The 19,439-nt window shown below is 72.4% G+C and carries 20 protein-coding genes; 13 read left to right on the plus strand and 7 right to left on the minus strand.

The annotated features are described in order from the left end of the window. The 6 genes from ABD292_RS29030 (at window position 1) to ABD292_RS29055 (ending at window position 9,341) form a co-directional block, all read left to right on the plus strand. Window positions 1-2,346, plus strand: a complete 2,346-nt coding sequence (locus ABD292_RS29030; RefSeq protein WP_344212743.1) for an AAA family ATPase — start codon at window positions 1-3, stop codon at window positions 2,344-2,346. Between the two features lie 78 nt (window positions 2,347-2,424). After that, window positions 2,425-3,411 carry an ABC transporter permease gene (locus tag ABD292_RS29035; protein ID WP_344212745.1) on the plus strand — a complete coding sequence of 329 codons (987 nt, stop codon included), beginning with the start codon at window positions 2,425-2,427 and terminating at the stop codon, window positions 3,409-3,411. Further along, window positions 3,408-4,316: an ABC transporter permease gene (locus ABD292_RS29040; protein WP_344212747.1), complete on the plus strand. Its 909-nt coding sequence runs from the start codon at window positions 3,408-3,410 to the stop codon at window positions 4,314-4,316. The genes ABD292_RS29035 and ABD292_RS29040 overlap by 4 nt, the downstream gene beginning before the upstream one ends. Beyond that, window positions 4,313-6,481 carry a dipeptide ABC transporter ATP-binding protein gene (locus tag ABD292_RS29045; RefSeq protein WP_344212749.1) on the plus strand — a complete coding sequence of 723 codons (2,169 nt, stop codon included), beginning with the start codon at window positions 4,313-4,315 and terminating at the stop codon, window positions 6,479-6,481. The genes ABD292_RS29040 and ABD292_RS29045 overlap by 4 nt, the downstream gene beginning before the upstream one ends. Window positions 6,482-6,499: 18 nt before the next feature. Next, window positions 6,500-8,194 carry an ABC transporter family substrate-binding protein gene (locus tag ABD292_RS29050; RefSeq protein WP_344212751.1) on the plus strand — a complete coding sequence of 565 codons (1,695 nt, stop codon included), beginning with the start codon at window positions 6,500-6,502 and terminating at the stop codon, window positions 8,192-8,194. Between the two features lie 52 nt (window positions 8,195-8,246). Beyond that, entirely contained in the window at window positions 8,247-9,341 is a 1,095-nt protein-coding gene (locus ABD292_RS29055) for a winged helix DNA-binding domain-containing protein (RefSeq protein WP_344212753.1), read from the plus strand. A 7-nt stretch (window positions 9,342-9,348) separates the two neighbouring features. Here ABD292_RS29055 and ABD292_RS29060 read toward each other — a convergent pair whose 3' ends face one another. Continuing rightward, complete coding sequence (locus ABD292_RS29060; RefSeq protein ID WP_344212755.1) at window positions 9,349-9,603, minus strand: hypothetical protein; 255 nt, start codon at window positions 9,601-9,603, stop codon at window positions 9,349-9,351. A 146-nt stretch (window positions 9,604-9,749) separates the two neighbouring features. Between ABD292_RS29060 and ABD292_RS29065 the strand changes: the two genes are divergently transcribed. The 3 genes from ABD292_RS29065 (at window position 9,750) to ABD292_RS29075 (ending at window position 11,080) form a co-directional block, all read left to right on the plus strand. Continuing rightward, window positions 9,750-10,205: a hypothetical protein gene (locus tag ABD292_RS29065; protein ID WP_344212757.1), complete on the plus strand. Its 456-nt coding sequence runs from the start codon at window positions 9,750-9,752 to the stop codon at window positions 10,203-10,205. A gap of 83 nt (window positions 10,206-10,288) precedes the next feature. Next, window positions 10,289-10,732: a carboxymuconolactone decarboxylase family protein gene (locus ABD292_RS29070; protein WP_344212759.1), complete on the plus strand. Its 444-nt coding sequence runs from the start codon at window positions 10,289-10,291 to the stop codon at window positions 10,730-10,732. 180 nt (window positions 10,733-10,912) lie between these two features. After that, window positions 10,913-11,080, plus strand: a complete 168-nt coding sequence (locus ABD292_RS29075) for a hypothetical protein (RefSeq protein WP_344212761.1) — start codon at window positions 10,913-10,915, stop codon at window positions 11,078-11,080. A gap of 2 nt (window positions 11,081-11,082) precedes the next feature. On the opposite strand, the gene ABD292_RS29080 is transcribed toward ABD292_RS29075, so the two are convergent. Together ABD292_RS29080 and ABD292_RS29085 are read right to left on the minus strand one after the other, a co-directional pair. Continuing rightward, window positions 11,083-11,703 carry a pyridoxamine 5'-phosphate oxidase family protein gene (locus tag ABD292_RS29080; protein ID WP_344212763.1) on the minus strand — a complete coding sequence of 207 codons (621 nt, stop codon included), beginning with the start codon at window positions 11,701-11,703 and terminating at the stop codon, window positions 11,083-11,085. Continuing rightward, complete coding sequence (locus tag ABD292_RS29085) at window positions 11,651-12,256, minus strand: winged helix-turn-helix transcriptional regulator (protein ID WP_344212765.1); 606 nt, start codon at window positions 12,254-12,256, stop codon at window positions 11,651-11,653. Before ABD292_RS29085 ends, ABD292_RS29080 begins: the two co-directional genes overlap by 53 nt. A gap of 47 nt (window positions 12,257-12,303) precedes the next feature. On the opposite strand from ABD292_RS29085, the gene ABD292_RS29090 reads away from it, so the two are divergent. Beyond that, on the plus strand, window positions 12,304-13,767 hold the full coding sequence (locus ABD292_RS29090) for an MFS transporter (RefSeq protein WP_344212768.1): 1,464 nt from the start codon (window positions 12,304-12,306) through the stop codon (window positions 13,765-13,767). Between the two features lie 59 nt (window positions 13,768-13,826). Here the strand turns inward: ABD292_RS29090 and ABD292_RS29095 are convergent, their stop codons facing one another. Both ABD292_RS29095 and ABD292_RS29100 read right to left on the minus strand, forming a co-directional pair. After that, window positions 13,827-14,909, minus strand: coding sequence for a PrsW family intramembrane metalloprotease (locus ABD292_RS29095; protein ID WP_344212770.1), 1,083 nt, complete (start codon window positions 14,907-14,909; stop codon window positions 13,827-13,829). Between the two features lie 58 nt (window positions 14,910-14,967). Further along, a complete protein-coding gene (locus tag ABD292_RS29100; protein ID WP_344212772.1) occupies window positions 14,968-16,179 on the minus strand; it encodes an amidohydrolase in 1,212 nt (403 codons plus the stop codon). Between the two features lie 37 nt (window positions 16,180-16,216). Here ABD292_RS29100 and ABD292_RS29105 point away from each other — a divergent pair, with 37 nt between their 5' ends. From ABD292_RS29105 to ABD292_RS29115, 3 genes are all read left to right on the plus strand, one after another. Then, window positions 16,217-16,615 carry an ester cyclase gene (locus ABD292_RS29105; RefSeq protein WP_344212774.1) on the plus strand — a complete coding sequence of 133 codons (399 nt, stop codon included), beginning with the start codon at window positions 16,217-16,219 and terminating at the stop codon, window positions 16,613-16,615. Between the two features lie 29 nt (window positions 16,616-16,644). Next, on the plus strand, window positions 16,645-17,130 hold the full coding sequence (locus ABD292_RS29110; protein ID WP_344212776.1) for a TIGR03618 family F420-dependent PPOX class oxidoreductase: 486 nt from the start codon (window positions 16,645-16,647) through the stop codon (window positions 17,128-17,130). Window positions 17,131-17,281: 151 nt separating this feature from the next. After that, window positions 17,282-18,103, plus strand: a complete 822-nt coding sequence (locus ABD292_RS29115; protein WP_344212778.1) for a glycerophosphodiester phosphodiesterase — start codon at window positions 17,282-17,284, stop codon at window positions 18,101-18,103. 5 nt (window positions 18,104-18,108) lie between these two features. On the opposite strand, the gene ABD292_RS29120 is transcribed toward ABD292_RS29115, so the two are convergent. Beyond that, entirely contained in the window at window positions 18,109-18,558 is a 450-nt protein-coding gene (locus ABD292_RS29120; RefSeq protein ID WP_344212780.1) for a MarR family winged helix-turn-helix transcriptional regulator, read from the minus strand. Further along, window positions 18,545-19,288, minus strand: coding sequence for an alpha/beta fold hydrolase (locus tag ABD292_RS29125; protein ID WP_344212782.1), 744 nt, complete (start codon window positions 19,286-19,288; stop codon window positions 18,545-18,547). Before ABD292_RS29125 ends, ABD292_RS29120 begins: the two co-directional genes overlap by 14 nt. Window positions 19,289-19,439: the final 151 nt, after the last annotated feature.

Here is a 19,439-nt window from a genome sequence, read left to right on the forward strand (position 1 = left end):
ATGCGTGAGTCCGGCAGGGCCCAGGCCGCGGGGCGGGCCGCAGCGCGGGATCTGTTCGAACAGGTGCGGGAGCGCTACTTCCGGATCCCCCCTGGGGTGCGGCGGGTGCTCTACGTGGTCGTGCTCGTCGCGACGATGGGAGTGGGCGCGGCGCTCGGCTGGGACCTGCTGAGCACCTTCCCCCTCGTCCTGCTGGCGCTCGCCTTCATCGCGCTCACCATGCGCTTCCCCCGCGCCGCCGCCACCACGCTGGTGGTGGTGTGCTGGATGGCGCTCGCGCTGCAGGCGTTCGCGCGGCTCTACCCCGCGGGCTCGTTCGCGGTGCACCTGATGGTCGCACTGGCCCTGCCGGTCGCCGGCGCCGCGCACCTCATCCGCTGGGTGACACCGTGGGTGACCACCCTGACGGCGCTGCTGCCCGCCGGCCTGCTCGCCGCGGCCCTGTCCCCCGTCTCCGCCACCGTCTCGGTCTGGGTCGGCTACGCCGCCGCGCTCGCCGTCCTCGTCCAGCGCCTCCTGCTGGCCCGCCGGACCAGGGCCGAGAACGCCGTCGAGGAGCAGGTCAGGGTCAGGGCCCGCGAGGGCCGCCCCGAGACCGCCCAGGACAAAGCCGGCGGGCCGCCCCAGATCTCCGTCGAGGACGCGCTCGCCGAGCTGGAGAGCATGATCGGGCTCGCCCCGGTCAAGGAGCAGGTGCGCTCGATCGCCGCCTCCATCGAGGCGTCCCGGCTGCGGGCCGAGGCGGGCTACGCCAGCGAGCGGCCCACCCGCCACTTCGTCTTCGTCGGCCCGCCCGGCACCGGCAAGACCTCGGTGGCCCGCGCGCTCGCCAAGATCTTCTACGCGTTCGGCCTGCTGGAGACCCCCTACGTGGTCGAGGCGCAGCGCGCCGACCTGGTGGGCGAGTTCCTGGGCGCGACCGCGATCAAGACCAACGAGCTGGTCGACCGGGCGCTCGGCGGGGTGCTGTTCATCGACGAGGCGTACGGGCTGGTCAACTCCTCCGACGGCCAGCCCGACCGGTTCGGCGCCGAGGCCGTGCAGACCCTGCTCAAGCGGGCCGAGGACGACCGCGACCGGGTGATCATCATCCTGGCCGGCTACGAGCAGGAGATGAGCGGCTTCCTGTCCAGCAACCCCGGCCTGGCCAGCCGCTTCGCCACCCGCGTGCGCTTCCCCGGCTACTCCCCGCAGGAGCTCGTCGAGGTCACCGAGCTGCTCCAGCGGCGACGGGGCGACCAGATGAGCCCCGACACCCGGCGCGTCCTGCTCGGCCTGTACGACGACGTGCACCGCCGCGGCCTGGTCGACGAGCTGGGCAATGCCCGCTTCGCCCGCAGCCTGGTCGAGGCCGCCGCGCAGGCCCGCGACGTACGCGTGGTGGGCGCGGGCGGCACGCCGACCACCGCCGACCTCGTGACGACCACCACGGCCGACGTCACCAAGGCGTTCGACGACCTCACCGCCCGCTTCCGCGGCTACGCCGCCACGCCCACGCTGGAGGAGGCGCTCGCCGACCTCGACCGCATGGCGGGCCTGGCCCCGGTCAAACGGCAGGTGCACGCCATCGCCGCGCAGCTCCAGGTGGCCCGCATGCGGCAGGAGCGCGGGCTGCCGACGCCGCAGCAGATGCGCCACTTCGTCTTCGTCGGGCCGCCCGGCACCGGCAAGACCACGGTCGCCCGGGTGCTCGGCCGCGTCTTCGCCGCGCTCGGCCTGCTGGCCAGGCCCGACGTGGTCGAGGCGCACCGCGCCGACCTGGTCGGCCAGCACCTCGGCGCCACGGCGATCAAGACCAACGAGCTGATCGACAGGGCGCTCGGCGGCGTGCTGTTCATCGACGAGGCCTACAGCCTGGTCAACCCCGGCTACCAGGGCGGCGACGCCTTCGGCGCCGAGGCCGTGCAGACGCTGCTCAAGCGGGCCGAGGACGACCGCGACCGGCTCGTGGTCGTGCTGGCCGGCTACGAGCGCGAGATGGACGGCTTCCTCGCCACCAACCCCGGCCTGGCCAGCCGGTTCAACCAGCGCGTGGCCTTCCCCAGCTACTCCCCCGCCGAGCTGAGCGAGATCGCGGTCCTGCTCGCGTCCAAGGCGGGCGACACCTTCGACGAGGGCGCGCTGCGCAACCTCGACGAGGTCTTCACCTGGGTCTGCGCGGAGCGGCTGATCGACGGCCTCGGCAACGGCCGCTTCGCCCGCTCGCTGTTCGAGCGCGCCGCGATGCGTCGGGACGTACGCCTGGCCGCGCAGGCCGGGGCCGGCTCGGCGGCCAGCGCGGCCGAGCTGACCACGATCACGAGCGAGGACGTCGCCGCCGCCGTGGACGAACTTTCCGGCCGCTGACTTCTTCCTGCTGCGTGCACCCACCCGTCGCATGGTGTAGCTATATGACTGCGTAGCGTGCTCGGCGGAGGGAGGGCGATGGCCGGGTTCCTGGTCCGCAGGCTGCTCGGCTACACCGTGCTCGTCGTGGTGGCCGCCAGCCTCTCCTATCTGCTGGCCGCCGTCGCCCTCGACCCGCGCTCCAACTACGCCGACCGCACGCCCAAGCCGCCGCCCGCCGTGGTCGACGCGCAGCTCGCCGCGCTCAACCTCAACGACAAGGTCCCGCTGCTGCAGCGCTACGCCACCTGGGCGGGCGGGGTGGTCCGGGGCGACTTCGGCAGGACGATCACCGGTTCGCCGGTCGGCGACGACCTCAGGCGGCGCATGGGCGTGACGTTCCGGCTGGTGATCCTGGGGGTGTTCTTCGGCAGCCTGATCGGGGTGCTGGCCGGGGCGCTCGCCGCGGTCCGGCAGTACGGCTGGTTCGACCGGCTCTCCACCGGCCTGTCGTTCGTGGTGCTCGCGGTGCCGGTGGTCGTGGTGGCCAACATGCTGATCCTGCTGGCGTCCTGGGCCAACGAGCGGGTCTTCGGCCACCAGGTGCTGCTGGTCAGCGGCGAGTACACCGACGGGCTGACCGCCGGGTTCTGGGGCCAGGCCGTGGACCGGGTGCAGCACCTCGTCCTGCCGACGATCTCGCTGTCCGTCGGGCTCGCCGCCGTCTTCAGCCGCTACCAGCGCAACATGATGCTCGACGTGCTCGGCGCCGACTACGTGCGCACCGCCGTGGCCAAGGGGCTGAGCCGGCGCAAGGCGCTGCTCCGGCACGCGCTGCGCACGGCGCTGATCCCGGTGGCGACCTACTTCGCGTTCACGTTCGGGGCGCTGCTGACCGGGGCCACGTTCACCGAGAAGATCTTCGGCTGGCACGGGCTGGGCGAGCAGCTCATCAACTCGATCTTCAGCAACGACGTCAACACCGTCGCCGCCATCTCGCTGCTCGCGGGCGTCGCGGTGCTGTGCGCCTCGCTCGCCGCCGACCTGCTGCACGCGGCGCTCGACCCGAGGGTGCGGTCCGCATGACGCTGTCGCAGGAGGAGCTGGCCGAGGAGCTGAGCGACGGCGCGACCACGCGCGTCCCTTCCCGGACGCGGGTGGTGGCCGGGCGGTTCTTCCGCTCCCCACAGGGGATCGCGGGCTTCGCGGTGCTGGCGGCCATGTTCCTGCTGGCCTTCGCCGGGCCGCTGGTCAGCCGGTGGAGCTACACCGACAAGGACTTCACCGCGTTCCTGCAGCCGCCCTCCCCCGACCACTGGTTCGGAACGCTCCAGACGGGCGCCGACGTCTTCGCCCTCACCCTGCGCGGCATGCAGAAGTCGCTGGTCGTGGGCCTGCTGGCGGCGCTGGTCTCCACGGCGCTCGCGGCCCTCGTCGGCGCGTTCGCCGGCTACTTCCTGGGCTGGACCGACCGCGTGCTGAGCTGGACCACCGACCTGCTGCTCGTGCTGCCCGCCTTCCTCGTGCTGGCGATCATGTCGCCGCTGTTCGGGGCCGGGCAGTGGGTGTTGTTCGTGGTCATGCTGGCGCTGTTCCTGTGGATGGTGACCTCCAAGGTCGTCAGGGGGATGACGATCTCGCTCAAGGAGCGGGAGTTCATCCAGGCCGCCCGCTACATGGGCGTGCCGCCGGTGCGCATCGTCTTCCGGCACGTGATCCCCAACCTGTCGTCGCTGCTCGTCGTGGACGCCACGCTCAACGTCAGCGCGGCCATCCTGACCGAGACGTCGCTGTCCTACTTCGGGTTCGGCATCCAGCCGCCCGACGTGTCGTTCGGCACGCTGATCGCCGACGGGTCGAGGACGGCCATGTACGCGCCGTGGACATTCTGGTTCGTGGCCGGGCTGCTGGTGGTGACGGTGCTCGCGGTCAACCTCGTCGGCGACGCGCTGCGCGACGCGTTCGACCCTGCGGCGAAGAGGGCGCGATGAGACCACCGGTCCTGGAGGTCACCGACCTCGGCGTCACCTTCGGCGGGGTGCCGGCCGTGCGCGGCGTCGGCTTCGCGGTGCTGCCCGGCGAGGTGCTGGCCATCGTCGGCGAGTCGGGGTCGGGCAAGTCCGTCACCTCGGCGGCCGTCATGGGCCTGCTGCCGCCGGGGGCGCGCGTCACCGGGTCGGTGCGACTGCACGGCAAGGAGCTGATCGGCGCGCCCGCACGCGAGCTCGACGCGCTGCGCGGCCGGACGATCTCGATGGTGTTCCAGGACCCGCTGTCGGCGCTCACGCCGGTCTACCGGGTGGGCGACCAGATCGCCGAGGCCGTGCGCGTACACCAGCGCGTGAGCAGGGAGAACGCCCTGGTCAAGGCGGTGGAGCTGCTGGAGCTGGTCGGCATCCCGCGCCCGGCCGAGCGGGCGCTCGCCTTCCCGCACGAGTTCTCCGGCGGCATGCGGCAGCGCGTGATGATCGCGATGGCCATCGCCAACGACCCCGACGTGATCATCTGCGACGAGCCGACCACCGCGCTCGACGTCACCGTGCAGGCGCAGGTGCTGGAGGTGCTGAAGACGGCGCAGCGCAAGACCGGCGCGGCGATCATCATGATCACGCACGATCTGGGGGTGGTGGCCGGCTTCGCCGACCGGGTGCTCGTCATGTACGCCGGCCGCCCCGTCGAGGTCGGCGGCGTCGACGACGTCTACTACCGGCCGCGCATGCCCTACACCGTGGGGCTGCTGGGCTCGGTGCCGCGCATCGACCGCCACGGCGGGCGGCTGACGCCGATCGAGGGCAGCCCGCCCTCCCCCGGCGCGCTGCCGCCCGGCTGCCCGTTCGCGCCGCGCTGCCCGCTGCACGTGGCCGCCTGCGACGAGCGCGAGCCTCCGCTGTACGAGGTGGGCGAGGGGCACTGGGCGGCGTGCATCCGCTGGGAGGAAGTCCGCCCCGCCGGCCTCGCCGACCCGACCGGCCCCGCCGACGCCGCAGTTCCCGCGGGCCTCGCCGACACCAGCCCCGCTGTCCTCGCTGACACCGCCGGCTCCACTGTCCTCGCCGGCCCCGGCGACGCCGTCGGTTCCGGTGCAGCCGGTGCGGGCGCCGTAGCCAGTGCGGTCGGCGTCGAGCGAGCGGAAGGGGCGCGGGCACGGCATCGGCGGACGGTGCTGGAGGTCAGTGGCCTTGTCAAGGACTATCCGCTGGTCAAGGGGGCGGTGTTCCGGCGGCGGGTGGGCACCGTGCACGCGGTGGCCGGGGTCGGCTTCGACATCCGCGAGGGCGAGACGCTGGCCCTGGTCGGCGAGTCGGGCAGCGGCAAGACCACGACGCTCACCCAGATCCTGGAGCTGGCCGCCCCGCAGGCCGGCCGCATCGTCGTGCTCGGCCGCGACACCTCCCGGCTCGGCCGGGCCGAGCGCACCGCGATCCGGCGCGACCTGCAGGTGGTCTTCCAGGACCCGCTGGCCTCGCTCGACCCGCGCATGACCGTCCACGACATCGTCGCCGAGCCGCTGCGCACGCACGGGCACCGGCGGCCGGGGCGGCGGGTGGCCGAGCTGCTGGCGCTGGTCGGCCTGGATCCCGAGCACGCCGCCCGCTACCCGCAGGACTTCTCCGGCGGTCAGCGGCAGCGCGTCGGCATCGCGCGGGCGCTGGCGCTGGAGCCCCGGCTGCTGGTGCTGGACGAGCCGGTCTCGGCGCTGGACGTGTCGATCCAGGCCGGCGTGATCAACCTGCTCGGCGCGCTGCGGGCCAGGCTCGGGCTGTCCTACCTGTTCGTGGCGCACGACCTGGCCGTGGTGCGGCATCTCGCCGACCGCGTGGCGGTCATGTACCTCGGCAGGATCGCCGAGATCGGCCGGGTCGACGCCGTCTACGACACCCCGATGCATCCGTACACCCAGGCCCTGCTGTCAGCGATCCCGCTGCCCGACCCGGCGCGCGAGCGTTCCCGGCGGCGGATCCTGCTGGAGGGCGACCTGCCGAGCCCGGCCGACCCTCCGACGGGCTGCCGCTTCCGCACCAGGTGCCCCAAGTTCCGCGGCGAGCTCACCGACGAAGAGCGCGGGCTCTGCGTCCAGGTGGAGCCCGACGTGCGGACGCTGGGCGAGGACCACGGCGCGGCCTGCCATTACGCCGAGAGGCGTGTCGTCGTATAGACCAGGAGGAACCGCTCGATGAAAGCAGCACGTCTCGTCCTCGCCCTGGCCGTGGCCGCGCCGCTGGCCCTGACGGGCTGCGGGGGCCGCTCCGGCGGCGGCGCGGGAGGCGCCGGGGGCCGGGGCGACGACCGTACGATCAGGGCGTTCGACATCAATCCGCGCCCGCGTGACCAGGTCAAGGACGGCGGCACGCTCCGGTGGGGCATCAACGAGCTGCCCGCGCAATGGAACCGCAACCACGTCGACGGCAACCTGGCGGTGGCGGCGTCGGTCAGCAACGCGCTGCTGCCCGCGCCGTTCTACTCCGACGAGAAGGCGGAGATCACGCCCGACCGCGACTACGTGCTGGAAGCCGAGGTCACGGCGCGGCGGCCGCGGCAGGTCGTCACCTACACGCTCAACCCGAAGGCCCATTGGTCCGACGGCAAGCCGATCACCTGGGCCGACTACCAGGCCCAGTGGCGGGCGCTCAACGGCAAGGACCCCGCCTATCGCATCGCCTCCGCGACCGGCTACCAGGACATCGAGAAGGTGGCGCGGGGCAAGGACGACCACGAGGTGGTGGTGACGTTCGCGCGGCCGTTCGGCGACTGGCAGTCGTTGTTCGGGCCGCTGCTGCCGGCCGCCACCAACTCCTCGGCGGAGGCGTTCAACACCGGGTGGCTCAACAGGATCCCGGTGACGGCGGGGCCGTTCAAGTTCGGCGGGTTCGACCAGACGGCCAAGACAGTCACGCTGGTGCGGGACGACGCGTGGTGGGGCGACCGGGCCAAGCTCGACAGGATCATCTACCGGGCGGCCGAGCAGGACTCGCTGATCGGCGCGTTCAGCAACGGCGAGCTCGACATCATCGACGTGGGCCCGTCCGCGCCCGACTTCGCGCGGGCCAGGGCCACCTCGGGCGCCCAGGTGCGGCAGGCGGCCGGCCCCGACTTCCGGCACTTCACCTTCAACGGCTCCAGCGAGCTGCTGCGTGACCGCAACGTGCGCCTGGCCGTTCAGCTCGGCATCAACCGGCAGGCCATCGCGCAGTCCGACCTCCAGGGCCTGGACTGGCCGATCGCGCTGCTCGACAACCACTTCTTCATGAACACCCAGGAGGGCTACCAGGACAACGCCGGCGAACACGGGGCCTACAACCCAACGCGGGCGCGGCAGCTCCTGGACGCAGCCGGCTGGCGGCTCGACGGCGCGGTGCGGAAGAAGAACGGCAAGCCGCTGGAGCTGCGCTTCGTGGTGCCGTCCGGGGTGCAGATCAGCAAGCAGGAGGGGGAGCTGGCGCAGAGCATGCTGGCCCAGATCGGGGTGAAGCTCACCATCCGGTCGGTGCCCAGCGGCGACTTCTTCACCAGCTACGTCATCCCCGGCAACTTCGACATCACGCCGTTCTCCTACATCGGCACGCCGTACCCCGTCTCCAGCAGCTTCGGCATCTACGCGAACGCGCCCGACGGCAAGACGTGGAACGCCAACTTCGGCCGCACCGGGTCGGCGGCCATCGACGAGGCCATGAGCCGGGCCGCGCAGAGCCTGGACCCGGCCGAGGGGCGCTCGCTCGCCAACGTCGCCGACCGGCTGCTGTGGCAGGAGGTCAACGTCCTGCCCCTCTACCAGCGACCTCAGAACGTGGCCGTGAAGGAGACGCTGGCCAACGTGGGCGCGCGCGGCTTCTACGACCTGCACTACGAGAACATCGGCTTCACCGCCTGAGCCCGTGATCCCGGCCGGCGGGAATGTCGGCCGGGTCCGGTAGAAAGGGCGGATGACGATTCGGGTGAGCTGGGGGCAGATCCTCGCCTGGCGGCTGCGCAGGCAGTTCGTGAGCGGCGCCGACGGCGGCGACGCCGTGAGCGTCGCCAGGCGGCTCTGCGGCGTGCAGGCGCAGGTGGCCTCGTCCGCGGAGCTGGCGGTGGCGGTCCGCCAGGCCGAGCCGGAGCGCGGGGAGGTGGCCCGCGCCCTGTGGTCCGAGCGCACCCTGGTCAAGACCTGGCTCATGCGGGGCGGCACGCTGCACCTGGTGCCCGCCGACGAGCTGGCCTCCTACTGCGCGGCGCTCGCGACGCTGCGGTTCTGGGAGAAGGGCTCGTGGCAGCGCGGCCACGGGGTGACGGCCGACGAGATCGCGTTGATCATGGAGGCGGTTCCCGAGGCGCTGAAGGGCGACCCGCTGACTCGGGAGGAGCTGGTCGACGCCGTGGTGACGGTGACCGGCCGGACCCGGCTGCGCGAGGCGCTGGCGTCCGGCTGGGGGGCGCTGCTCAAGCCGCTCAGCCGCCTGGGCGAGCTGTGCTACGGCCCGCCGCGCGAGGGCCGGGTGACCTTCACCACCCCCGCGGGCTGGGTGCCGGGGTGGCCGGGCGAGCTGCCGCCGTACGAGGAGGCGGGCGTGCGGGTGGCGCGCGCCTTCCTGGGCGCGCACGGCCCGGCGACGCCGGAGATGTTCGACGGGTGGCTGTTCGGCGGGACGGCGCGCAAGGCGGTGCTGAAGGGCTGGTTCCACGCGCTCGCGCCCGAGCTGACCGAGGTCGAGACCGACGACGGGCTCACGCTGCTCGCGCTGTCGGAGCACGTGGACGAGCTGGCCGCCGGCCGCCCGTCCACGGCCGTGCACCTGCTGCCGGGCTTCGACCAGTACATCCTGGGCGCGCCGCGCACGCTCGCCCCGCTCATCCCGCCGGAGCTCAAGGCCAGGGTGAGCCGCCAGGCGGGCTGGATCTCCCCCGTCGTCGTGCACGAGGGGCGGGTCGTGGGCGTATGGGAGCACCGGGACGGCGACGTGGCCCTCGACCTGGCCGTTCCGGTGCCGGCGGAGCCGCTGGCGGAGGCCGTCGCGCGGCTGCGTCCCCTGCTGGCCTAGCCGGGGCTCAGGTGGTGGCGCTGCCCGCCATCACCCGGTCGACGATGCCGTCGCTGCCCTCCTGGCGGGCGCAGTGCGCGCAGCAGTACCAATGCTCGCCCGACTGGACGCCGTGCCCGATGACCTTGGTGCCGCAGTGCTCGCAGATCGGCGCCATCGCCTCGATCGCGCACTGGAAGCAGTCGAAGGTGTGCACCGCGCCCTGCGCGTGCACCTCGAACGCCATGTCGTAGTCGTTGCCGCAGGTCTCGCAGATGGCCATGGTGATCCCCTCGGTAGTCGATCCGCCGGGGGGATACCCGGTTCCTGGGCGTACCTTTCCCAAGAAAGCGCCATATTCCGGCTCCGTTTGCCATCACGGTCAAGAGCCAGTAAAGATCGTCGCCGACCCTGTTTCCCCTCGAAGGGATGACCGTGCTCGCACGTACCGTTCTCGCGGCCGCCCTGGCCACCGCCGGGCTCGCCGCGCTTCCTTCCTCCGCCTACGCCGCCACGGCGGCGCACACGCCGGAGCGCATCTGCGGCTCCGGCTTCCACCGTGTCGACGACGGCCACCGCGCGATGAAGACGCGCGGCGGAGCCGTTTTCGGGCACGTCTACCTGATGTACAACAAGCGCAGCGGCCAGAACTGCGTCGCCGCGATCAAGACCGCGTACCGGGGCGTCCGCACCGTCACCGGGGCCTACCTGGAGGTGCGCGGCGGCGGCAAATCGGAGGACGCCCAGAAATACCGCTACTACGCAGAGACCGGGCACCTGGCCGGGAGCTGGAAGTGCGTACGCTACGCCGGCTGGACCCGCGACCCGGACAACCGCGTCGAGGCGTGGGGCGGCCGCCAGAGCTGGGGCAACTGCAAGGGCTGAGATTTCCCGGTCCGAGGTTGTCACATCGCGGCGGCCTGCCCCGTCCAGTACCCGTAAGCGCGAAACACCTACGGGAGGCTGCCATGAGCCAGCGGATCAACATCGTCAAGCACGTGCCCGAGATCTACCACCACCTCATCGAGGTGGAGAAGATCCTGCACGGGAGCGAGCTGCCCACCGCCACCCTGGAGCTGGTGAAGCTGCGGGTCAGCCAGATCAACGGCTGCGCCTACTGCGTGGACATGCACAGCCGTGACATGAAGAAGGCCGGCGAGAGCGACGAGCGCATGTGGATGGTGGCCGCCTGGCGCGAGGCCACGGTGTTCACCCCGGCCGAGCGGGCCGCGCTGGCGCTCGCGGAGGAGGCCACCCGGCTGCCCGACCGGGAGGCCGTGCCGGACGCGGTGTGGGAGCAGGCCCGCGAGCACTACGACGACAAGCAGCTCGCGCTGCTGATCGCGGCCATCGCGATGATCAACGCCTGGAACCGGGTCGGCGTGACCTCCCGGCTCACGCCCGGCGCCTGACCGGAACGGGGCTGGAGCCGCGCTGGAACCGGGCCGCCGAACCGGCGGCCCGGCTCCGGCTCCGCGAGCCAAGGCCGGCTGCCGCCGCGCTGACCGGGTCCTTTTGCCTGCTTCTTACACCGAACTTACGGGGGTATCGATAGATAACATCAGTAACGAAAACATCACGGGGGGCTTACGATGAAGAGGCTTGTGGTGGTGCCGCCACACATCGCCAGGCACAAGGTCCGCGACATCCGTTCGGCAGACCGCCGCAAGCCCCCCGCAGATCCCAAGGTCGTCGACCTGCGCGCCTACACCGGCCGCAACGTCCTCCGCTTCCCCGGCGGCCCGGCGCCCGCCGCCTGACGCTAGGAGGCGTACAGCTTCTTGGCGTAGGTCGCGCCGTAGTACGCCTCCAGCTCCTCCAGCGACTCCTCCACCTTCTGCACGTCCTTGGTGATCCGCGCGTGCGAGGGCAGGTCGTCGCCCCAGGTCTCTGGCTTCCAGAGCGACGAGCGCAGGAACGCCTTCGCGCAGTGGAAGAAGATCTGCTCGATCTCGACGACGATCGCCAGGTGCGGGCGGTGGCCCTTCACGACCAGCTCGTCGAAGAACGGGGCCTCGCGGACGAGCCGGGCTCGGCCGTTGATGCGCAAGGTCTCGTTGCGGCCGGGGATCAGGAAGATCAGTCCGACGTGCGGGTTGCGCAGGATGTTGATGAAGCCGTCGGCGCGGCGGTTGCCGGGCCGGTCGGGGATGGCGATCGTGGCGTCGTCGAGCACGTGGACGAATCCGGCCGGGTCGCCCTTGGGCGAGACGTCGCACGCGCCGTGCTCGTCGGAGGTGGCGATCAGACAGAACGGCGAGGCGGCCAGCCACTGGCGGTCGCGCTCGTGCAGCCGCGCCCGCTCCTTGGTCGCCGCCCTCGGCATGACCTCACCGAGCAGCTCGCGCAGCTCGGCCTCGGACCCGATTTCCGCCCAGCTCATGTGATCTCCCTTCAGGGGTTTCCCCCATCTTGTCAGGGATCGGGGCGAGCATCCTGTGCGGCGACCGAAGGGCGAGACTGACCAGGTCAGTACGCTTGTCGTCGCGCAGCCCCGGCCCCGGCCGCACCTCGACCTCCTCAAGCGGCACGCTCCGGCCGCACGTCCCGCAGACCGAGTAGGGATCCAGGAGTGAGCCGCAGGTGACGTGGGCGTACAGCCGCCGGGGACCGTTCGCGGTCAGGTGACGGTCGCCCCACTGGGCGAGGGCCAGCACCGGCACCCACAGCTCGCGGCCCATGGGGGTCAGGACGTACTCGTCGCGGGGCGGCGCGTCCTGGTAGCGGCGCCGTTCGAGCACGCCGGCCTCGACGAGCGCGCTCAGCCGCTGGGACAGCACCGCCTTGGGGATGTCGAGGTGGGCTTGGAAGTCGGCGAAACGGCGCACGCCGCACATCGCGTCACGGACCACGAGCAGCGTCCAGCGTTCGCCGAGCACCTCCAGGGTCTTGGCGAAGGAGCAGTCCTGACCGTCGTAGTTCTTGCCGAGCGCCATGCACCCCATGTTAGTTCATTCACCGAACCGTGATACCGTCCGGCGCTATGAGTTCATTGACCGAACCGACTCAGGTCGTGCGGCGCGGAACCCTGGCCGTGGCCTCCGTCGCGCCGCTGCTGGTGCTGTCCAACTTCACGCTGCCGATGGTGACGCTGCCGGAGATGGCGCGGGACCTCCACGCCGGGCCCACCGGGCCGGTGTGGATGCTCGGCTCGATCGCGCTCGGGCTGGCGTCGCTGCTGCTGGTCTCCGGCGGGCTGGCCGACGACCACGGCCGCAGGCGGGTCCTCGTGGCGGGCTCGCTCGTGCTGGCCGCCGCGAGCGCCGTGGCCGCGGCGGCCCCGTCGGTGGCCGTGTTCGTGGCCGCCCGGCTCGTCCAGGGCGGGGCGAGCGCCGCGATGCTGGCCGCGAGCCTCGGCATCGTCGGGCACGCCTACCCGCCGGGGCCCGGGCGGGTCCGCGCCACCGGCAGGTACGGCGCCATGATGGGCCTCGGCACCCTGCTCGGCCCGCTGCTGTCCGGCGCGCTCGCCGCGCTGACCGGCTGGCGTACGGTCTACGCGCTGATGGCGGTCTCGGCCACCGCGCTGGCGATCGCCGCGGCCCGCCGGCTGGAGGAGTCGCGCTCGCCGGCGCGGCGCCGCTTCGACGTGCCCGGCGTGGTGCTGCTCACCCTGGGCGTGGCGGCGCTGGTCGCGGGGGTGACCGAGGGCCGGGCCGGCTGGACGCGGCCCGTGGTGCCGGGCGCCTTCGTGCTGGCGGCGGTGCTGCTGGCGGCGTTCGTGGCGGTGGAGCGGCGGCGGGAGGAGCCGCTGCTGGACCTGGCGCTGTTCCGGCGGCCCGCGTTCCTGCTGAGCACGGGGTCGGCGATGGTCGTGGGGGCCGCGATCGTGGGGCTGCTCAACTACCTGCCCACCGTGCTGCAGGTCGCGCACGGGCTGACGGCGCTGGACACGGCGCTGCTGTTCGCGGTCTGGTCGGGGCTGTCGTTCGCGGGCTCGCTGCTGACCCGGCACGTCCGGCTGAGCTCGGCCGCGCGGCTGGCGCTGGGGCTCGCGCTGACGGCGGCCGGGTTCGCCGCGCTGCTCGGCGTGGGCGCGGCGCTGTCGCTGCCGCTGGTCGTGGCGGGGCTGACGGTGAGCGGCGCCGGGTCCGGCCTGATCAACTCCGCGATCACCCACCTGGCCGTCGAGAGCGTGCCGGCGCACCAGGTGAGCATGGGGTCGGGGGCCAACAACACCGCCCGGTATGTCGGCTCGTCCCTCGGGGCGGCGGGCGTGGCGGCGGTCGTCGGGGCGCTGGGGCCGGCGCGCGGCGCGGACGTGGCGATCGGCGCGTGCGTCGTGCTCACCGCCGTGACGGCCCTCGCCGTCTGGTCAGCCGCCCGGTCGTCGAGCCGGTCGTCGGGTCGATTGTTCAGCCGGTCGTCAGGCCAGTCGTCCAGCCGGGCAGCGGCACAGGCGGCTGCACAGGCGGCTGCGCGGTCGGCTGCTGGGCCGGCCGCCTGATCGCTCCGGCACCGCGCCGGTCCGATCACCAGCGCCGCCCGATCAACGGCGCTGTCCGATCACCAGCGCCGCGCCTGGGCCATGACCCCCAGATAGGCGTCCCGCTCCACCGCGAACCTGACCGGGTCCAGCTCCCTCCGCTCGGCCCGCAGATGGAGGATCGTCAGCTCGGTCGCGGCCTGCTGGTAGTCGCTCATGGCCCGGCCGAGGCCCGCCCGCCTGGCCCACTTGCGGGCCGCCTTGCGCGCGGGGAGCGTGGTGAGCATGCGGACGTCGGCGTCGGAGATCAGCCCGGTGTGCTGGTAGATCGGCAGGTAGAGAGCCATCTTGCCGACGAGGTGACGGCGCTCGTTCACGGTCACGACGACCAGCGTGACGAGCGTCGCCATGATCACCAGGTAGGCGCCGCCCAGCCAGGTGAGCGAGCCCGTGCTGGCGGCGCCGTTCCACAGCGCGTGCAGGAAGACCGCGCCGAGGTAGCCCAGCGGGATCATGGCGTACCTGAAGGTCGTGCGGCGGGTGATCGCGTAGGCGACGCCGAGCCCGATCAGCGAGGTGTAGATCGGATGGCCGAGCGGGTCGATCAGCCCCCGCACCACGAAGAGCTGGATCGCCGCCCCCGGCCCGTCCGCGCCGAACGCGAGCAGGTAGTAGCCGACGTTCTCCACGGCGGCGAAGCCGAGGCCGGCCATGGAGGCGTACACGATGCCGTCGGTCAGGTTGTCGATCTCCTGGCGGCGGCGCAGGAGCAGCAGCAGGGCCGCGCCCTTGAGCGCCTCCTCGATCACGGGGGCGAGGTAGACGGTGCCGATGCTCTCGGCGACCGCGGAGCCGTAGCCGGTCTTCACCCACTCCTGGCCCACGAAGGTCAGGGCGATGCCGAGGACGATCGCCACCCCCGCGCCCCACGCGAACGCGAAGGCGAGGTGCAGCTTCGGCTCCGGCTCCAGCCGGTCGAGGGAGAGGACCGCGGCGAGCAGCACCGGCAGGGGCGCGAACGCGAGCAGCATGGACAGCCCGAACCCGACGGGACCGCCCGCGACCAGCATGACCGCCAGCGTGATGAGCGCGAGGAGCCCGGAGACGACCAGACCGAGCAGCAAAGCCTTGCTGGGGCGCTGCGCGAGCGTCGGTGCAGTCATGGTGGTGCCTCTCTTCCCTTCGGTCCGCCCACTATGCGCCCCCCGCATCGACAAGCGCTTAACGGCTGCTTGATTCCCGGTAGTACGGGTCCGCCACCGAAGCCTCACCGTCCGTGTACGAATACACCTCCTTGCCGGAGATGAACACCCGCAGCGCCCGGCTCATCACGTCCAGGGGGTCGCCGGACCAGATCACCACGTCGCCGTCGAGCCCCGGGCGCAGCGCGCCGACCCGGTCGGCGAGCCCCATGATGCGGGCCGGGTTGACGGTGATCGAGCGCAGCGCCTCCGCGGCGTCGAGCCCTTCCTTCACCGCGAGCGTGGCCTGGTGGACGAGGAAGTGGATCGGCACCACGGGATGGTCGGTGGTGATCGCCAGCTCGACGCCGGCCCGCGCGAGCACGCCGGGGTTGCGCAGCGAGCGCTGACGCAGCTCGACCTTCGACCGGCTGGTGAACAGCGGCCCGATGATCACCGGCACGTTCCGCTCGGCCAGGACGTCGGCCAGCAGGTGCCCCTCGGTGCCGTGGTTGATGATCAGCCGGTAGCCGAACTCGTCGGCCAGGCGCAGCGCGGTGGCGATGTCGTCGGCCCGGTGCGTGTGCTGGCACCAGGGCAGCTCGCCGTCGAGCACGCGGACGAGGACCTCCATCGTGCCGTCGCGGTCGAACGGCTTGTCCTCGCGGGCCGCCGCGTCCTTCCTGGCCCGGTAGTCCTGGGCCTTCATGAACGCGTCGCGGATCACCGCGGCGACGCCCTGGCGGGTGGAGGGCAGCTTCTTCTGGTCGCCGTAGACGCGCTTGGGGTTCTCGCCGAGCGCGCTCTTGACGCTCGCCGGCTCCTTGATCAGCATCTCGTCGACGGACCTGCCCCAGCACTTGACGGCGACGGTCTGGCCGCCGATCGGGTTGCCGGAGCCCGGCTTGATCACCGCGGTGGTGACGCCGCCGGACAGGGCGTCGGCGAAGGCCAGGTCCGCGGGGTTGATCGCGTCGAGCGCGCGCAGCCGGGCGCCGTTGGGGTCGGTCATCTCGTTGGTGTCGCTGCCGGCCCACCCTTCGGCCTCCTCGTGCACGCCGAGGTGGCCGTGGGCCTCGACGAACCCGGGCAGCACCCACGCGCCCGCGGCGTCCACGATCGTGGCGTCCTCGGGGATCCGGACGTCCGCGCCGACCTCGGCGATCTTCCCGTTCGTGATGAGCACGGTGCCGCCGTCGATGGGGTCGCCGTCGACAGGCACGACATATCCGCTGGTAATAGCAAGGTTCACGACTCGTAACCTATCGGTATGGGGGTAGGGGCCCCGCATGATCGCCGAACTGTACCGACGATGGCTGCTCGACATGTGGAACGGCGACTTCGGGCTCGCCCACGACCTGGTCACCCCCGGATTCGTCGGGCACTGGCCCGGCATGGACGTCCACGGCCCCGACGGGCTGGCCGAGGCGCTGCGGCAGGGGCACGCGCCGTTCGAGGACGTCACGCTCACGCTCGACGTGGGGCCGGTCGTGGACGGGGACCAGGTCGCCGCGCGGTGGACGTTCGCCGGGACGTACCGGGGCGGCCTGCCCGGCGCGACCGCCGAGCCGGGCACCAGGATCGCCTTCAGCGGACACGACCTCCTGCGGGCCGAGGACGGCAGGTTCGCCGAATACTGGGTGATCTCCGATGCCCAGACGTTCAACCGCCGGCTAGGGATAGGGTGATACCTCCGCAATCCGGACGGGGGTGGCAGGTGTCGGAGCAGTACGCGCCGGGCGCGGACCCGGCGTTCCGCCCGCTCGCCGACGACGAGCTGTCGGCGCTGCTCGCCCGGCAGCGCTTCGGCGCGCTGGCCACCGGCGACGCTGGCGGCCGCCCCCAGCTGTCCACCGTGCTGTACCGCTGGGACGCCGAGCAGCGCGTCGTCCGCATCTCGTCCCTCGCCGACCGCGCCAAGGTGCGCCGGCTCCACCGGGACCCGCGCTGCGCGCTGTACGTCGCCAGCGACGGCTTCGACGCGTACGCGGTGGCCGAGGGCTCGGCGGAGCTGTCACCGGTCACCAGCGAGCCGGGGGACGAGGTGGGCAGGGAACTGCTCGCCATGCAGGCGGGGCTGGCCGACCCGGCGGACGAGGGGGCTTTCCTGCGCCGGATGGTCGCCGACCGGCGGCTGGTGATCCGGATCAGGGCGGCGCGCCTGTACGGGACGGCACTCGGCTCCGCATCCGCGACCCTCTGAACGAACGGTGACGACACCTTCTGCCGGTGTGAGCTTTGTGGCGTGTCGGATGCTCATCACCTGGGCATCTGTGGTCTACTCTGCACTCAACCCGTAGTCACCCTCACTTGTCACCGTCGGTTCATCGGCCTCTCCCCGACGGAGGAGACCCATGTTCCGACACCTCGTCCTCACCCTCGCCCTGACGTTCGCCGCCACCCCCGCCTGGGCCCAGACCTCGACCACGAGCCCTATCGACGTCGCGCACCGGGGCGCGTCCGCGTACGCCCCCGAGAACACCATCGCCGCCTTCCACCTGGCCGACGACCTGGGCGCGGACCTGTTCGAGCTCGACGTCCAGGAGACCAAGGACCACGAGCTGGTCCTGATGCACGACACCACCCTGTCCCGCACCACCGACGTGGAGGACGTCTATCCCGACCTGTCGCCGTGGCGGGTCGGCGACCTGACGCTCGCCCAGATCCGCCGCCTCGACGCCGGCTCCTGGGCCGGATCCCGGTACGCGGGCGAGCCGGTGCCCACGCTCGGCGACGCGCTGGACGCCATGGCCGGCTCCGGCATGGGCCTCCTCCTGGAGGTCAAGTCCCCGGCGCTCTACCCGGGCATCGAGCGACGCATCGCCGACGAGCTCCGCAGGCACCCCGCCTGGCAGGCACCGGGCCTGCTGGTGGTGCAGTCGTTCGACTGGCAATCCATGCGGACCCTCCACGGTCATCTGCCGCAGGTGCCGATCGGGCTCCTCGGCACGCCGCCGGCCGCCGAGCTGCCGCGGCTGGCCAAGTTCGCCGACCTCATCAACCCGCCGCACACCGCGCTCACGGCCGCGTACGTCCAGCGCGTCCACGCCCTCGGCATGCGTACGCTGGCCTGGACCGTGGACAGCCCGAGCGCCATGCGCCGCCTGCTTGACCAGGGCGTGGACGGCATCATCACCAACCGCCCCGACGTGCTGCGCGAGCTCCTGGACTCCTGACCCGGTCAGAGGCGGCGGGCGAGCGCCTGCCCCGCGGGCAGGTCACCGACGAAGGCCCGCAGGAAGCCGAGGACCGGCCCCAGGTCGCGGCCCTCGGCGGCGGCGTCGATGGACCGGTAGAACTCCTCCTCGACCTCCGCGATCCGCCGCCCCAGCCGGACCCCCTCCTCGGTCAGGGACAGCTCGACGGCGCGGCGGTCGTACGGCGGGACGTCCCGCCTGACCAGGCCGACCGTGACCAGCCGATCGGCGAGCCGGCTCGGGCTGTTGCCGCTCTCGCAGACCAGCAGCTCCCCGAGGCCGTTGAGGCTGAGCGGGCCGTGTTCGCCCAGGACGCGGATGACCTCGGCCTGGGAGGGCGTCACCCCGAGCGGCCGCAGGGCCTGGGCGAGCAGCCGGTTGCCCTCCCGCTGCGCGGCCAGGATCAGGTAGCGCAGCTCCTCAGCGGCCCGCATGCGCCACCTCGCCGACCCTGGCCAGGAACTCCTCGACCGCCCGCGCGTACGTCACCGGATGCGTGAACCGGAACATGTGCCCGGTGCGCTCCAGCACCACCTCGCGAGCGCCGGGGATGCCGGTCCGCATGATCCCGGCCGCCTCCGGGCCGATCAGCTCGTCGTGGGACGGCGTGATGATCAGCGTGGGCGCCTCCACCCGGCCGAGCCGGGCGGTGTAGTCGGCGGCGAGCGCCGCCGTCACCCGGGCCCCGAACGACGCCGCCGGCGTGTTGTCCAGGAAGAGCCGCCGGCTGTCGGCCGCACTCCAGGGCACCTGCCCCTCCCCGTCGTGCGGCGAGGACAGCCGCCGGGCGTGCGCCCGCAGCACGACCTGCCGGTACAGCCCGCCCCGCAGCCTGCCCATGACCCGCATCGCCCCCTTCCAGAGCGGCGACGACACCGGGTCGGCGGCGAACCCGCCCGACATCACCAGGCCCCGCAGCCCGGCCGGCCGGCGTACGGCGAGGGCGAGCGCGACGTTCGCCCCGAACGAGTCGCCGACCAGCACGTAGTCGTCCAGGTCCGCGACCTGCGCCGCGAGGTGGTCGGCGTAGACCTCCATGTCGTCCACCCCTTCGGGCAGCCGGTACGTGCGCAGCGGCCGGTGCGCCAGCGGAGCGAGCCGCCCGAGCTCCCACGGAGCACCCGAGAAGCAGGGGACGAAGACCAGTGTGGGTTCATGTGCCATACCTAATCAATGACACAACATATATGTCATGTCAACTATTGGAGGGAACGAAGGCCGACGCCCCTGATGACGGGACGTCGGCCTGGCGCTCCTGCCCTCGACCAGCCTCGCGGCCGGTCTCCTCCGGGCCGCGGCGGGCCCGGAGGAGACG

This window comes from Nonomuraea bangladeshensis, from assembly GCF_039529455.1.
Taxonomy (GTDB): Bacteria; Actinomycetota; Actinomycetes; order Streptosporangiales; family Streptosporangiaceae; genus Nonomuraea; species Nonomuraea bangladeshensis.